This is a genomic window from Xanthomonas nasturtii, from assembly GCF_023337365.3.
Classification (GTDB): domain Bacteria; phylum Pseudomonadota; class Gammaproteobacteria; order Xanthomonadales; family Xanthomonadaceae; genus Xanthomonas; species Xanthomonas nasturtii.
In genome coordinates this window covers 4,200,798-4,214,657 of the sequence record NZ_CP142084.2, presented here as the reverse complement: position 1 = coordinate 4,214,657, position 13,860 = coordinate 4,200,798, and the positions used below count along the sequence as shown (strand labels likewise).

16 protein-coding genes, 1 tRNA gene and 2 pseudogenes are annotated in these 13,860 nt (G+C 62.6%); 8 read left to right on the top strand and 11 right to left on the bottom strand.

Annotated features, from left to right (window positions below; translation table 11 throughout):
• Nucleotides 1–12: 12 nt before the first annotated feature.
• The 3 genes from M3O59_RS18470 to ribA all read right to left on the bottom strand — a co-directional run bounded on the left by M3O59_RS18470 (nucleotide 13) and on the right by ribA (nucleotide 3,263).
• On the bottom strand, nucleotides 13–1,518 hold the full coding sequence (locus M3O59_RS18470; protein ID WP_116905607.1) for a PH domain-containing protein: 1,506 nt from the start codon (nucleotides 1,516–1,518) through the stop codon (nucleotides 13–15).
• On the bottom strand, nucleotides 1,515–1,991 hold the full coding sequence (locus M3O59_RS18465; protein ID WP_095522241.1) for a PH domain-containing protein: 477 nt from the start codon (nucleotides 1,989–1,991) through the stop codon (nucleotides 1,515–1,517). The genes M3O59_RS18470 and M3O59_RS18465 overlap by 4 nt, the downstream gene beginning before the upstream one ends.
• Before the next feature lie 138 nt (nucleotides 1,992–2,129).
• Complete coding sequence (gene ribA, locus M3O59_RS18460; protein ID WP_116905606.1) at nucleotides 2,130–3,263, bottom strand: GTP cyclohydrolase II RibA; 1,134 nt, start codon at nucleotides 3,261–3,263, stop codon at nucleotides 2,130–2,132.
• Nucleotides 3,264–3,506: 243 nt separating this feature from the next.
• Between ribA and M3O59_RS18455 the strand changes: the two genes are divergently transcribed.
• Nucleotides 3,507–4,028, top strand: coding sequence for a GNAT family N-acetyltransferase (locus tag M3O59_RS18455; RefSeq protein ID WP_116905605.1), 522 nt, complete (start codon nucleotides 3,507–3,509; stop codon nucleotides 4,026–4,028).
• Between the two features lie 60 nt (nucleotides 4,029–4,088).
• Here M3O59_RS18455 and M3O59_RS18450 read toward each other — a convergent pair whose 3' ends face one another.
• The gene (locus tag M3O59_RS18450) at nucleotides 4,089–5,105 is read right to left on the bottom strand and encodes a lauroyl acyltransferase (RefSeq protein WP_181920522.1); all 1,017 of its coding nucleotides are present in this window, start codon (nucleotides 5,103–5,105) and stop codon (nucleotides 4,089–4,091) included.
• On the opposite strand from M3O59_RS18450, the gene dtd reads away from it, so the two are divergent.
• From dtd to M3O59_RS18430, 4 genes are all read left to right on the top strand, one after another.
• A complete protein-coding gene (gene dtd / locus M3O59_RS18445) occupies nucleotides 5,104–5,544 on the top strand; it encodes a D-aminoacyl-tRNA deacylase (protein WP_064629720.1) in 441 nt (146 codons plus the stop codon). The two genes, M3O59_RS18450 and dtd, sit on opposite strands and share 2 nt — an antisense overlap.
• 105 nt (nucleotides 5,545–5,649) lie before the next feature.
• A complete protein-coding gene (gene rpoD, locus M3O59_RS18440) occupies nucleotides 5,650–7,527 on the top strand; it encodes an RNA polymerase sigma factor RpoD (RefSeq protein WP_064629722.1) in 1,878 nt (625 codons plus the stop codon).
• A 138-nt stretch (nucleotides 7,528–7,665) separates the two neighbouring features.
• Entirely contained in the window at nucleotides 7,666–8,043 is a 378-nt protein-coding gene (locus M3O59_RS18435) for a DUF6566 family protein (protein ID WP_064629725.1), read from the top strand.
• Between the two features lie 271 nt (nucleotides 8,044–8,314).
• Nucleotides 8,315–8,390: transfer RNA gene (locus tag M3O59_RS18430), tRNA-Ile, on the top strand.
• Nucleotides 8,391–8,457: 67 nt separating this feature from the next.
• On the opposite strand, the gene M3O59_RS18425 is transcribed toward M3O59_RS18430, so the two are convergent.
• A complete protein-coding gene (locus M3O59_RS18425; protein WP_330462238.1) occupies nucleotides 8,458–9,225 on the bottom strand; it encodes an integrase in 768 nt (255 codons plus the stop codon).
• Nucleotides 9,226–9,249: 24 nt separating this feature from the next.
• On the opposite strand from M3O59_RS18425, the pseudogene M3O59_RS18420 reads away from it, so the two are divergent.
• A pseudogene (locus tag M3O59_RS18420) lies at nucleotides 9,250–10,335 on the top strand (IS3 family transposase).
• Between the two features lie 30 nt (nucleotides 10,336–10,365).
• Here the strand turns inward: M3O59_RS18420 and M3O59_RS18415 are convergent.
• The 5 genes and pseudogenes from M3O59_RS18415 to M3O59_RS18395 form a co-directional block, all read right to left on the bottom strand.
• A pseudogene (locus tag M3O59_RS18415) lies at nucleotides 10,366–10,677 on the bottom strand (bifunctional DNA primase/helicase); the annotation flags it as partial.
• A gap of 9 nt (nucleotides 10,678–10,686) precedes the next feature.
• Nucleotides 10,687–10,899: a hypothetical protein gene (locus M3O59_RS18410; RefSeq protein WP_116907034.1), complete on the bottom strand. Its 213-nt coding sequence runs from the start codon at nucleotides 10,897–10,899 to the stop codon at nucleotides 10,687–10,689.
• Complete coding sequence (locus M3O59_RS18405; protein ID WP_116907033.1) at nucleotides 10,896–11,174, bottom strand: hypothetical protein; 279 nt, start codon at nucleotides 11,172–11,174, stop codon at nucleotides 10,896–10,898. Before M3O59_RS18405 ends, M3O59_RS18410 begins: the two co-directional genes overlap by 4 nt.
• Before the next feature lie 10 nt (nucleotides 11,175–11,184).
• The gene (locus M3O59_RS18400; RefSeq protein ID WP_064629755.1) at nucleotides 11,185–11,505 is read right to left on the bottom strand and encodes an ogr/Delta-like zinc finger family protein; all 321 of its coding nucleotides are present in this window, start codon (nucleotides 11,503–11,505) and stop codon (nucleotides 11,185–11,187) included.
• Nucleotides 11,506–11,507: 2 nt separating this feature from the next.
• Nucleotides 11,508–11,747 (bottom strand): DNA-binding protein, encoded by a 240-nt coding sequence (locus M3O59_RS18395; RefSeq protein ID WP_249047200.1) that lies wholly within the window; start codon nucleotides 11,745–11,747, stop codon nucleotides 11,508–11,510.
• 88 nt (nucleotides 11,748–11,835) lie between these two features.
• Here M3O59_RS18395 and M3O59_RS18390 point away from each other — a divergent pair, with 88 nt between their 5' ends.
• Complete coding sequence (locus M3O59_RS18390; RefSeq protein WP_116907031.1) at nucleotides 11,836–12,273, top strand: helix-turn-helix domain-containing protein; 438 nt, start codon at nucleotides 11,836–11,838, stop codon at nucleotides 12,271–12,273.
• A gap of 122 nt (nucleotides 12,274–12,395) precedes the next feature.
• Nucleotides 12,396–12,839, top strand: a complete 444-nt coding sequence (locus tag M3O59_RS18385; protein ID WP_116907030.1) for a hypothetical protein — start codon at nucleotides 12,396–12,398, stop codon at nucleotides 12,837–12,839.
• Nucleotides 12,840–13,286: 447 nt separating this feature from the next.
• Here M3O59_RS18385 and M3O59_RS18380 read toward each other — a convergent pair whose 3' ends face one another.
• Nucleotides 13,287–13,715: a hypothetical protein gene (locus tag M3O59_RS18380; RefSeq protein ID WP_147308612.1), complete on the bottom strand. Its 429-nt coding sequence runs from the start codon at nucleotides 13,713–13,715 to the stop codon at nucleotides 13,287–13,289.
• Nucleotides 13,716–13,860: the final 145 nt, after the last annotated feature.

Genomic DNA, 13,860 nt, shown 5'->3' with positions numbered 1-13,860 from the left:
CCGATTCCCCAATCACCAGCGCAGCTTGCGCCGTGCCAACGCCGCGCCGAGTTGCGCCTGCAGCGCCTGCGCCTGCGCGAACGGCACAAAACGCAGCCGCAAGGCCGGGCCGGTCGCACTGGCGCCTGCAGTATCCAGCCACAGCGTTGCAGTGCCCGAAAGCCGATCCAGCGGCGAGCGTTGCAATTGCAGCGCCTGCAGTTTGTCCAGCTCGGCCAGCCGCCACCAGCGCTTCCACCAGCCGCCGCGCACTGCAATAAAACGCGCATCCACCGCGTAGGCCATGCGCTGCACCTGGCGATGCGCCTTGAATGCGCTCCACGGCAGCCACACCAGCAACCACAAGGCATGGCTGCCGAACTGCCACGCCAGGCCGGCCACCAGCGGCAGCAGCATCAACACGGTGGGCAAGCTCAATCGCCACCAGCAATGCGTGGCGATCGACTGCCACTGCGCCGGCGGCCATGCGATACCGGGCAGCAGGCGTTGCAGCAAGGCGTCGCAGCGCTGCGGGTCGGCAACCGGCGCGAGCTCTCTCAAGGCGCTGCCTTCGTTATCGCCGGTGCCGGCCACTGCCGTGTCCACGCGCAACTGGCGGCGCCCGAACAGGCGGTGCAGCAGGCCTTCGTACAGGGTCCACGACTGGATCCGCCGCAACGCCACGCTGCTGCGGATCCGCGTCAGCAGCCCGCGCTCCACGGTGAGGCGGCGCTCTGCCTCGCTCAGATGAAAGCCGTGGTACTGCGTCACCGCCAAGGCCACCGACAGCGCGCGCATCGCCATCAACACCGCGAGCGTGGCGACCACTGCCAGCGTGGCAGTGACCGCCACGCCGGGATGGATCTGGCTGACATAGCGATACGCCAGCTCGCCGTTGTGCTCGACGAAGTTGGACACCGTGCGGCGCGGAATCATCTGGTAGATCACGCCGAAGCTGGCCGCCACCACCACCATGCCGCGATTGGAGATCAGACCCAGCCGGATCACCTCCGCCAGCGGCAGGCGCAGCAAGCTGCCGCTGTTGTCGTCGATCTGCGGCGCCGTGGCGTCTGTGTCGGTTGCCCGGCGACGGATCAGATCTTCCAGCGCCAGTGCCTGATCCAGCCGCAACACACGCATTTCCGCTTCCGGCTTGTGGCCGCCGGCCGATTCCAGGCGCACCTCGGCCACGCCGGCCAGGCGGTGCAGCAGCGATTGATGCACCACCACGTTATGGATGCGCGCGAACGGAATATCGCGCCGGCTGCGCTCCAGCAGGCCGCTGCGAATCGCCACGCCATCGGTGCCGATGCGGTAGCGGTAGGTGAAGTAGCGCAACACCGAAATCGCCACCAGCACCGCGACCACCACGCCGGTGGCCACCTGGTCGGCGAAGTCGCGATGGCCATCGCGGCTGCCGAACAGGACCAGCGCGGCCAGCGGAATCAGGAACTGACGGATCTGCTGCAGCAACACGAACACCCACGACAACGGATGCAGGCGCTGCTCGTCGCCGCCGGGAGGCTCGATGGCGCTCATAGCGCGTCGTCGTCGTGATCGAGCTGACGCGCCAGGCGGTCGCGCAGGCGTTCGGCATCGTCCTGATCCAGCCCCGACACCGCCACCGCGTTGAGCCGGCTGCCGGCGGTGTGCACCACCAGCGTTGTCAGGCGGGTGGCGCGTTCGATCGGGCCGCGACGCAGGTCCACATGCTGCACGCGCGAGATCGGCACGCGCGTGTCGCTCTGCCACAGATGGCCGCGTTGCAGCGCCAGGCCGTGCTGATCGAGTTTCCAGTGGGTCAGCCGGTGCCGTTTGACCGCCAACCAGGCGCCCAGCAGCGCGATGACCACGGTCACGCCGAGCACCGCTGGCCAGTAATGCCAGGCATGCAGCCCGGTCACCGTGACCCCGGCGGCGATCAGGCCCGCGCATCCACCGCCGAGCGCGCCATTGACCGCCGCCACATACGCACCGCGGCGCGGCAGCGACTGCCACTGGCTAGGGTGGATGACCGGCGCTTCTGCCGGAGCAGGGCTGACGATGACGTCGGGGTGCGGCGGTGGAGCGTCGTGCACGAGGCTGGCCTGCAGAAGCGGTGCGCAAGCATAGCCGGCCGCCGAGTGCAGGCGCACCCGGCGCCGGGCGCGCTATTGCGCGGCCAGGATCAGCGCATCCACATCCAGCGCATGCCCGGCGCGTGCGGCCTTGGTGCGCAGGTACTGCTCGTTTTCGGCGGTGATGTCGCCGGTGATCGGGATGCGGTCTTCGACCGCGATACCGGCCGCGCGCAGGCGCTCGGCCTTGGCCGGGTTGTTGGTCAACAAGCGGATGCGGCCGATGCCCAGCCCGCGCAACATCGCCACCGCGCTGCCGTAACGGCGCTCGTCCGGGCCGAAGCCCAGCTGCGCATCGGCGTCGATGGTGTCCAGCCCGGCATGCTGATACCCATAGGCGCGCATCTTGGCGGCGATGCCGGTACCGCGGCCTTCCTGATCCAGATACAGCAGCACGCCGCCGCCGAGCTCCTTCAGCTTGGCCAGGCCGTGTCGCAACTGATCGCCGCAATCGCATTTGAGCGAGCCGAACAGGTCGCCGGTCAGGCACGAGGAATGCACGCGCACCGGCACTGCGCCCGTCAGGTCCGGCTGGCCGACCACAATCGCCACCTGGTCGCGTTGCGCCACGCCGCCACGGAACACCACAAATTCGCTCATGCCCAAGCCGCGCAATGGCACCGGGGTGCGGGTCACCAACTCATAGCCGGCGGCCGCAGAGGTGGCGCAGCCGCCGCGCAGGTCGTCCAGCGCCAGCGACTGGCAGCCTGCGAAGGCGGCATGCTCATGCGCATCGCGCAGTTCCACCGCCAGCATTGCCGGCAGCAGCAAGCCCAGTCGCGCGATTTCCACACCGCCGGCATCCAGCGCATCGCCGGCAGTCCATTGGGTCGGCACCGGCGTATCGCGCAGGTAGGCCAGCGCAGCCAGCTGGTCGTAGCTATGCTCAGCCAAGGCCACGCGTGCGCCTTGCGGCGCGCTCAACCCCAGCACCTGGGCGCGGGTGGGCGTGACGAAGAGATAGTGGCGGCCCAGCGCGGCGCGGGCGAAGGCGACGTACGACTGCGCGGTGCTGCTGTCCAATGCCAGCACGGCCCGCGCCTGCCCATCCGCCGCCGTCAGCAGCACCGGCCGCCCGGCACGCAACTCGGAGGCGGCGCGCTCGCAGCGGATCGCCGCCGGATCACCGAAGGCCTGTGCGCTGGGGAAGGGGACGGGGCTGCTCATGCACGACTCCAGATGGGGATTGCCACGGCCGCTTCAAGGCGGACGCCGCCGCGGCCGTTGCCTGCCGCGTGCGGCCATTGTCGCGTGGTTCGCAAGCGCCAGTCGCCACGGCCGGGTGGAACGCTGCATCCAGCCGCTGCCGACTGAGTGATGCGGCCTGCGCCGATTGGTTGCGTGCGGCCTGCGTTGTTCAGCGCCCGGCAATGCTTTCTAATCCGACGACCTCTACGTTCGTCGGGTCCCATGCACATTGTCGATTGCAGCCAGGCGCGCCACGCCGCCGCCATTCTGGACATCTTCAACGATGCCATCGCCCATTCCACCGCGCTGTACGACTACCGGCCACGGCCGCCGGAGAGCATGGTCGGCTGGTTCGCCACCAAGCAGGCGGGCGGCTTCCCGGTCATCGGCGTGGAGGACGCCAACGGCACCCTGATGGGCTTTGCCAGCTACGGCACCTTTCGCGCCTGGCCGGCATTCAAGTACAGCGTCGAGCATTCGATCTATGTGCACCGCGACCATCGCGGCAAGGGACTGGGACGCAGCTTGCTGCAGGCGCTGATCGCCGCAGCCGAGGAACGCGGCGTGCACGTGCTGGTTGGCGGCATCGATGCCAGCAACCAGGCCAGCATCGCCTTGCACGAACAGTTCGGTTTCACCCATGCCGGCACCGTGCGCGAGGCCGGGTTCAAGTTCGGGCGCTGGCTGGATCTGGCGTTTTATCAGCGCATCCTCGCTACGCCTGCCGACCCGCACGACGATTGAGCCGCTGCCGCTGCCGCTGCCGCGCTGCGTGCGAGCGGCTCCGTCTTCAGCCAGCCGGCGTCAGTGCGGATGCCGCTCGGTCGCATACGGGTTGGCCTCGCCGCTGCCCGGCGGGCGCAGGGTGTAGCGCTTGTAGGTCCACTGGTATTGCGCCGGGTCGCGCCGGGCGATCCGTTCGATGCCGGCGTTGAGCGCACTGGCTGCGCGCACCGGGTCCGGGTCGGCCACGGCCGGGTCGGCCGGTTGCACGTGCAGCGCAAATTGCAGGTCGTCCCCGGCGCGTTCGCACCAGCCGTACAGCACGGTGGCGCCGGTGCGCTCGGCCAGCCGGTTGACCAGGGTCATGGTCAAGGCCGGGATGCCGAAGAACGGCGCAAACACGCCGTCGCCCATCTTCGGCTGCTGGTCGGGCAGGATGCCGACCGCGCCACCATCCTTGAGCACCTTGAACAACTGCCGCACCGCCGGGCCTTCGGCACGCACCTGACGCACGTTGTCGCCGCCGCGTGCCAGCTGCAGGAAACCATCCACCGCCTCGGATTCCGGCGGGCGGTAAACAATGGCGATGGGGCCGCGCTCGGACAGCCACTGATTGAGCAGCTCCCAATTGCCGAAGTGCGGCGCGGCCACGATCACCCCGCGGCCGGAGGCCAGCGCAGCGTCGTACAGCTCCTGGCCGTTGCGTTGCAGGCGCGCCAGGTTGTCTGCCGGCGGGCGGGTCCAGGTGCGCAGCACTTCCAGGGTCTGGCGCGCGGTCGATTGCAGGACCTGTGCATGCAGCTGCGCGCGCTGCGCCGCGCCCAACTCCGGGTACGCCAACTCCAGATTCCGCCGCACCACGCGGGCTTCGCGTGCATTGAGCTTGCGCCAGCTCCAGGCCAGCGCATCGGCCACGCGTTTGAGCAGCGGCCACGGCAAGCGGCCCACGGTGGCGGCGGTGGCGTACAACAGGCGAGCGCGAACATCAGGTTTCATTCGCGCAATTCTAAACAGCGCGGCCGGCGAAGGCCCGCGCGTGACACTGCGGGCAGCGCTGGGCATGCTGCGCGCCACAGTTTGCTGCCCGAGAATGCCCATGCTTGCACTGATCCAGCGCGTCACCCGGGCCAGCGTTACGGTCGATGCGCAGACCGTCGGGCAGATCGGCCCCGGCTTGCTGGCGCTGATCGGGGTCGAACCGGGAGATGGCGAGGCGCAGGTCCGTCGCCTGGCCGAGCGCCTGCTCAGCTACCGCGTGTTCGGCGACGACGCCGGCAAGATGAACCGCTCGCTCACCGATACCGCCGGCGGGCTGCTTCTGGTGAGCCAGTTCACCCTCGCCGCCGACACCAGCTCCGGCAATCGGCCGGGCTTCAGCACCGCCGCACCGCCGCTGGAGGCTGAACCGGCGTTCAATCGATTGGTGGCGATCTGCCGCGAAAAACATCGCGGCGGGGTGGAAACCGGGCGCTTCGGTGCCCATATGGTTGTCGACCTGGTCAACGATGGCCCGGTGACCTTCCTTCTCAGGCCCTAGCCAGCGCTGCACCAGCGGTCTCGTCTTGAATCCGGCAGATGCGGCTTCACGCTGGTATAATGCTAGGTCCTCTTTCCAATCTCAAAGCCGGTGGCGCGAGCACTCATGGCCAACGAACGTCCTGCCCAGCAATCCGACATCAAGCTACTGATCAGCAAGGGCCTGGAACAGGGCTATCTGACCTACGCCGAAGTCAATGACCATCTGCCCGACGACCTCGTCGACCCGGAGCAGATTGAAGACATCATCAGCATGATCAACGGCATGGGCATCGATGTCCATGAAGTTGCACCCGATGCCGAAACCCTGTTGCTCAACGATGGCAACACCGGTAACCGCGAGGTTGACGACACCGCCGCCGAAGAAGCAGCGGCCGCGCTGACCGCGCTCGATACCGAAGGTGGCCGCACCACCGACCCGGTGCGCATGTACATGCGCGAAATGGGCACGGTCGAGCTGCTTACACGCGAAGGCGAAATCGCCATCGCCAAGCGTATTGAAGAAGGCCTGAGCCAGGTTCAGGCGGCCCTGGGCGTGTTCCCGCTGTCGACCGAAATGCTGCTTGCCGATTACGAAGCGCACAAGGAAGGCAAGAAGCGTCTGGCCGAGATCGTGGTCGGCTTCAACGACCTGATCGAAGAAGCCGATGCCGCCGCCGCCGCGCTTGCGGCCGCCGGCCCGGTTGCCGTTTCCGAAGACGACGCTGCCGAAGACGACGACGACGACGACGGCGACGACGATGCTGCCGAAGAAGAGGCCGGCCCGACCGGTCCTGACCCGGTGGAAGTCGCCACGCGCATGGAGAACCTGGCCAACGAATACGCCAAGTTCAAGAAGATCTATGCCAAGAACGGCGCCGAGCACAAGCTGGTGGTCAAGGCGCGCGAAGACATGGCCGCCATCTTCACCACGCTCAAGCTGCCGCTGCCGCTGACCGACGCGCTGGTCACCCAGCTGCGTGGCGTGGTCAACGGCATCAAGGACCACGAGCGCAAGGTGCTGCACCTGGCCACCACCGTGGCACGCATGCCGCGCAAGGACTTCATCCGCTCCTGGGAAGGCAATCAGACCAACCTGGAATGGGTGGAAGACGCACTCAAGCGCAAGCAGAAGTGGTCGTCGGCGCTGCGCGACGTCAAGGACCAGATCGTCTCCGAGCAACAGGGCTCGATCGAGATGGAAAAGGCCAGCTACCTGACCCTGGGCGAGATCAAGGAGATCAGCCGTGCGATGGCCTATGGCGAAGCCAAGGCGCGCAAGGCCAAGAAGGAAATGGTCGAGGCCAACCTGCGTCTGGTCATCTCCATCGCCAAGAAGTACACCAACCGCGGCCTGCAGTTCCTCGACCTGATCCAGGAAGGCAACATCGGCCTGATGAAGGCCGTGGACAAGTTCGAATACCGTCGCGGTTACAAGTTCTCCACGTATGCAACGTGGTGGATCCGTCAGGCCATCACCCGTTCGATCGCCGATCAGGCGCGCACCATCCGTATTCCGGTGCACATGATCGAGACGATCAACAAGTTGAACCGCATTTCCCGCCAGATGCTCCAGCAGTTCGGCCGCGAGGCCACGCCGGAAGAACTGGCCAAGGAAATGGACATGCCGGAAGACAAGATCCGCAAGGTGATGAAAATCGCCAAGGAGCCGATCTCGATGGAAACCCCGATCGGCGACGACGAGGATTCGCATCTGGGCGACTTCATCGAGGACACCAATGTGGAGTCCCCGATCGATAACACCACCAACATCAATCTCTCCGAGACGGTGCGGGACGTGTTGGCAGGGCTGACCCCGCGCGAAGCCAAGGTGTTGCGGATGCGCTTCGGTATCGACATGAATACCGATCACACGCTGGAAGAGGTCGGTAAGCAGTTCGACGTCACCCGCGAGCGGATTCGTCAGATAGAGGCCAAGGCGTTGCGCAAGCTGCGTCACCCGAGCCGTTCGGAACAGCTGCGCTCGTTCCTGGATATCGACTGACACCGTAGCCGGCACCGTGCAGTGATCACACAACAGCCCTGCTTATGCGGGGCTGTTGCGTTTGTGGGCTAGGCAGCTCGCTACGCTCGGCTATCAGGCGGCGTCTTGCGAGACACGGCGCGTTGCGGAAATGACGCGTTGCCGCGTTCACGCACCGGCGACGAAGCCACACGGCCCCGCAACATTAAACCGAGCTTTCTACAAAGCTCACATGGCGTTGTGACCGCGACTTCTAAGTTGGCCAACGAATGGAAACGGGATCGTCTTATGAGTAGGCAAAGCCGCTTCGAAACCACCACGTACCGCGATCACGAGATCCGCGTACGTGCCGAACAGGCCTCGCCGACGGCCAAGTGGACGCTATGGGTAGACGTCTACGCCGACGGAGGCAGCACGCGCCTGCCGCGTATCAACGACCGGACCAAGACCTGGGACACGTTCCAAGACGCCATCGCGCAAGGCTTCCGCGAAGGTCGCCAGCTGATCGACAGGCAGCAGCAGATGGCGGATGCGTGATGGCTGCTCCGCCAGGGTATGTGTGCCGACCGAAGTGTGCCGATCGAACAGCACGTACAGCTTGAACGGCCCGGCTATCTCCGCGGCCGTGTGCAGCGCGGTTCGCGTGCAGCGCAGTCAGGTAGGGCTCTCGGAAAGCGGACGAAGGATGCAGCAAGTAAGCAGGTAGCAGCAGGCATCCAGCAGACAAGCTTGTTGGCAGACAGGTAAACTTGCCCAACTCCTGCGGGCCCGACGCATTGCATGCGGCACCAGCGAGCGCTGTGCAGCCGGGCCTATAGCTCAACGGTTAGAGCAGAGGACTCATAATCCTTTGGTTGAAGGTTCGAATCCTTCTGGGCCCACCATTAAATTAGGCACTTAGCTCCTGCTAAGCGCCTTGAGCTGGGGCTGCCGGGAAAATTGCCGGGAAAATTAGCTGCGCTTTGGCGGTTTTTCCACCGGCAGCGCATGGTCATAGCGGCCGGTCATTTCTGGTGTCACGTGCCCTGCGGCGTCTTGTTTGTCGCCCCGGTTACCCACTGTGTCGGTAATGCCGCGATGCTTGAGGCCGTGCAGCGAAAAGCGCTCCTGCTTCGAAATGATCCCTTCTGTCATTGCGAGCTTGATGAATCGCTGCCAGGCGCTATCCAGCGATGACTTAGCCATCGGATTACCGGTCTGTTCGACGAGTAGGCGCCGATCCTCAGCCTTGAGTGGGACTGCAAAATTTCGACCGTTTTTAGTCCAGATGGCGGTGCGTCGCGCTACTAGAAGATCCCACGCGTCGATCATTTCTGGATCCCATTCGGTGAGCGTGTCGCGAGATCCCTTGCGCCGTTGAGCATGGATGCCTGTCGGCTGCTTGTGTGTGTCGTTGAGTGTGCACACCTCGATGCCGCGTAGGCGTGCGCTATACGCCAGCACCATGACCGGTGCCAGATAGCTCGGGCAGCTGCCTTTCGTATGCGGCGTTAGGCAGCCGCGCTCACGAGCGAAGGTCAGCACCTTCTCGAACGCGGCCGGCGTTGGCATCCGGTGTTTCTTTGCTTCGCGTGCTTGCCTCACGCCGATGGCTGGATTTGATCTGCATAGGCCGACACGCACGCCCCACGCGAGGGTGCGACGTAAATAGCGGTAAAGGTGGTTTGCTTTACTGCGACGTCCCCCCGATTTTGAGTAGCGCCGCGGTTTGGAGTCCAATTCCCTTCCCGAAGGAGATTGGACGTGAAGAAGCGTTTTACTGACGAGCAGGTCATCGGCTTTCTGCGCGAAGCCGAAAGCGGCGTGGCAATCAAGGATCTGTGCCGGCGCCATGGCTTCAGCGAGGCCTCCTACTCCCTGTGGCGCAGCAAGTTTGGCGGGATGAGCGTGCCCGATGCCAAGCGACTCAAGGACCTGGAGGCAGAGAACACGCGCCTGAAGAAGCTGCTCGCCGAGCAGGTGTTCCAGAACGATCTGATCAAGGAGGCGCTGCAAAAAAAATGGTGAGCGCACCGGCGCGTCGTGCGCTGGTGCGCGAGTGGATCGGGCGAGGGGCCAGCGAGCGTTGCGCGTTGGCCGCGATCGGCATGAGCGCCAGTGCGCTGCGCTATTGCCCGCGCGAGGACCGCACCGTTGCGCTACGCGAGCGCATCGTGGAACTGGCGCATCGCCACAAGCGCTACGGCGTGGGGATGATCTATCTCAAGCTGCGCCAGGAAGGGCGCCTGGTGAACTACAAGCGTGTGGAGCGCTTGTACCGCGAGCAGCAGCTGCAAGTCCGCCGCCGCAAGCGCAAGAAAGTGCCAGTGGGCGAGCGTCAGCCGCTGCTGCGGCCATTGCAGGCAAACCAGGTGTGGTCGATGGACTTTGTGTTCGACCGCACCGCCGACGGCCGGGCGATCAAGTGCCTGGTGATCGTGGACGACGCCACACATGAGGCGGTCGCCATCGAGGTGGAGCGAGCAATCTCGGGCTATGGCGTGACGCGTGTGCTGGAGCGGCTGGCCGCAGGTGATCCGCACCGACAACGGCAAGGAGTTTTGCGGCAAGGCGATGGTCGCCTGGGCGCATGCGCATGGTGTGCAGCTGCGGCTGATCCAACCCGGCAAGCCAAACCAGAACGCCTATGTCGAATCGTTCAACGGCCGGTTGCGCGATGAATGCCTCAACGAGCACTGGTTCCCGACACTGCTGCACGCACGCACCGAGATCGAGCGCTGGCGACGCGAATACAACGAGGACAGACCCAAGAAAGCAATCGGCGGCATGACGCCCTCCGCGTATGCCCAACAGCTGGCCAACACCGATATCATCAACCCCGGACTCTAGACCCGGCCGCTACTCAGGATGGGGGGACGTCGCCAGGTCAAAGCCACGGGAGAACTGCAGGTATGCATCGGCCGCAGCGTTGGGAGCCGCAGCCGTTGGCTGGAAGCGCTTGGACCAATCGTCGAACAGGTCGTCGTACAGATCCTTTACGTGCAGCTCGCGCCCGCACTTGGATTGGCGGCCGCACTTCACTACCCACGGTTTGAGATGGTTGGTGTAGAGCTCTTTCTTGCTGCAGGACGGGCACTTGCCGCCGCGCATGTACTCGGTACCACTACGGTGCTTGAGTCCGTAATCCCGTTCTAGTCGGGACAGCACCTGTTGTCGCAGATCCTCTTGCATCGAACTTCCTTAGACGCCGAGCCGGCGCGTAGGCGCGAGCGGTGATGTGGCGTTGTCGATCACGACATAAGCGCCGCCTGCACGACGGTGCGCATCAACGGCGGCAGCGAGCAGGCGTGCCTCTTCGTGCTTGGCGTGCGGTGCGACGCGCTGCGGCGCATTGCTTGCCGCATCCACGAATCGCGGCTCCTGTGCAGTGAACCAACTGCTGGCAGATGTCACGGGCCGACCTCGCTGTCTGCGTGCTGGAGAGTGGACAGCGCGATGGCGGATTCGGTGAGCACCACAAGGTGCTCATCCACGCCGTCAGATGTTGCGAGGCCCTCGCGCATGAGCGCGGCCACCACGACCGCACCAAAGCGATGCGCGGTCTCCGGCGCGGCATTGCGGCCGATATAACCGTGCTCGGTTTTCAACAACCCGCCATGGATGAGCGCAACTTCCAGGCAAAGCTTCGCCGTGGGCGGCAATGCCGCCCAATCAAGGGTCTTTCGCATTAGGGGTGCCTCAGAGGTGAGGGAAGAACGGCTCGCCGCCGACGGGAATCAGATCTAGCTGGCGGTCGCCAAGCGACTCGCGGTATGCCTGAAGCGCCTGGGCGCGCTCATATGCCGGTGTCGGCGGAAGCTCGCTGTGTGAGGTGGGCACGCCACTGGGGCTGGCAATACCAGTCAACTCCGAATGCCCTGTGTAGGTTGCACCGCACATCGGGTTCTCGCACACATAGGAGTCATGCCGCAGAAACTTGTGAGCGAGGAAGCTGGTGCGTTTGATGAGCCTTGCGCTGCATGCCTCACAGCGAAAAACAATTTTTTTCCGACCGAACATGCTCACCCCCTTGAGCTCTTGGCGGTTGGGATTTGTGTGGCACTATTGGGTGGTGCCTTGAGACCCAATGCGACTGCCGCTTTATGCGACTCGCCGTATTTGCCCTGAGAGCGGCCACGGAGCAGGTCATGTACGACCGACCGATCCACGCCGTTATGCCTGGCGAATGCCGAGACCGTAGTGCCATTCGCTTCAAGCCACTGTCGCGCCTGTTCCGGGCTGCGGGGTGAGAACTGCTGCATCTGACTCTTCGGGGGCATGTGGCGGTTCCGTCTACTTTTGGGAATTTTGTGGACTTAACTCAACATTGTCAAGTAAGGAAGTGCCTGTATGACCGTAGGGAAACGCCTGAAGAATGAGCGCAAGCGGTTCGGCCTGACGCAGGACGAAATGGCCGTTCAACTTGGCGTGTCGCGCTACGCGCAACTGAACTTTGAGAAAGACATCAACCTGCCCGGCGGAGCGTATCTACTTGCCGCGCTGGACCGTGGTGTCGATGTCATGTACGTGCTAACCGGACACCGAGCGCAGTTGGATCTCGCCGATAGGCTTCTGCTGTCTGCGTTCAAAGATGCATCGCCGGCTGCACGCGACGCAGTGCTTGCTGCACTGGGTTTATCGGCAGATGCCTCGTCTTCCAAGACTGGGGCCGGACCAGTTGTGTCGTTCAACAACAGCGAAATTGGTTCTGTGATTTCCACCAGCGGACCAATCGACCAGAGGTACATGCAAATCAACATGGGCGGCCGCAAAAAAAAGAAGTCGTGATCAACGTCCAGATAGGACAGCTGGTCCTCGCAAAAGAGAGCGTTATCGGCATGCTTCCGATGACGTGAAGATGGCATTCGTCAGAGATGTCAGTACTGGGATCCAATTCGCACAACAGACCTATGAAACTTGACTTAAACGATTCCGAGGTCGCACAGCTAAACGTAGCTGAGCGTATCGAGCAGCACTACAACGTTGACGCTGCTGCGTTCTCTCCACCATCGCTCTCGACCATGCAGTTCGCCTATCAGACTTCCGAAGAAACACAGCGAAAAGCTCGTTTTTGGTTTGCAGTGTGCGAATTGCCGTGGATGGCATCGACGGCATGTATTTGGGCTGTAATGCCCCACCAGCTGCCGCCGCAATCGACGGCGCTCCATCTTTTGGTCTACATGCTGGTCTTCGCATTTATCCCGTTCACGACTCGCACCTGTATGCCTGATCAGCTAAAGGTGAAGCGAGCTCACTGGAAGCATGTGATCGATGTGGAAGCGCAGTGCATGAAGGACCTGCACCACCAAATTGTCCGCGAACAAGCGCGCCTGCGGCTGCTTGCGCGTGGTTAGCGGCAATGCATTGATTGACGGGGAACTTCACCAAGTAAACGTTGCCTTGCGTGCAGATGAAGCTCTGTCCAAAAAAAGCCGCCGGTGAGTACCGGCGGCCTTCAAGGTGTTGGCGCGTAGCTCCTTGCGATCCAGTCGCCGCCCTCCTGGCAGCATGTATTGCACTGACATCCACGAGCGAAGCTCCAGAGGCTCCAGCAGACTTGACATCCCCGCAGACTAGACATCAGAGAATTCCTGTAGAATCTGTAGCTGATACACCAATGAAACGGATTCTGCAGTGGACATAAAATTCGCAGAGATTCGGAAGAGATTCGGAGAGCTGCACATGGATTCGCGGGTCATCTCACAGCTTGGTAATTGCGTCCCGAATCCACGTGCCGGCCAACCTTGGCGCGACTGTTGTCCCGAAAGTCTTGTGCGCTGCTGTGGAGATTTGAAGCTAAATTAGTTTGTCCAGAAATCCACCCTTGGCTCATCGGTGTAGCGCCCATATCTAGAAGTATATTTGTATATCTTATTGACTTCCATCAGCTTGCAAAGATCTACGTTGGTGCCAACTGACCCGCTGAAGCTTTCGCATTGCCACATACTTAAATAATCATTAGCAGTCTCATTGTAGGCGTTTCTATAATACCTATTCATAAACGCTATTTTCTTTTGGCAGGTATTTCCTCCGTTTTCTTTCGCGACCTTAACGACAAGTCCGCGTGAAGTATAGGCGGTATTACCGTGATTTTGAAAAACGGCGCATATGCGATAACCTGCTTCTGCATGAACTTTTTGCGTTGGAATAATGTATCCGCATGCGATGAGTATCAACGAAAATGTGCAGGGCAAATAATTTAAATAAGAAATTTTCTTTGTTATTTTCATAAATTTTATTGAACCTCGTTTTGTGCACTATTACACGCTGTCGAAATTTAGCATTTTGGGTTTTCTTATTAATTTTTAGTTCGCGTTTGGTAATATTTTTTCGCTTTATGTGGCTAGTCGCCCCTGAAAAACCCTAGACCGCATC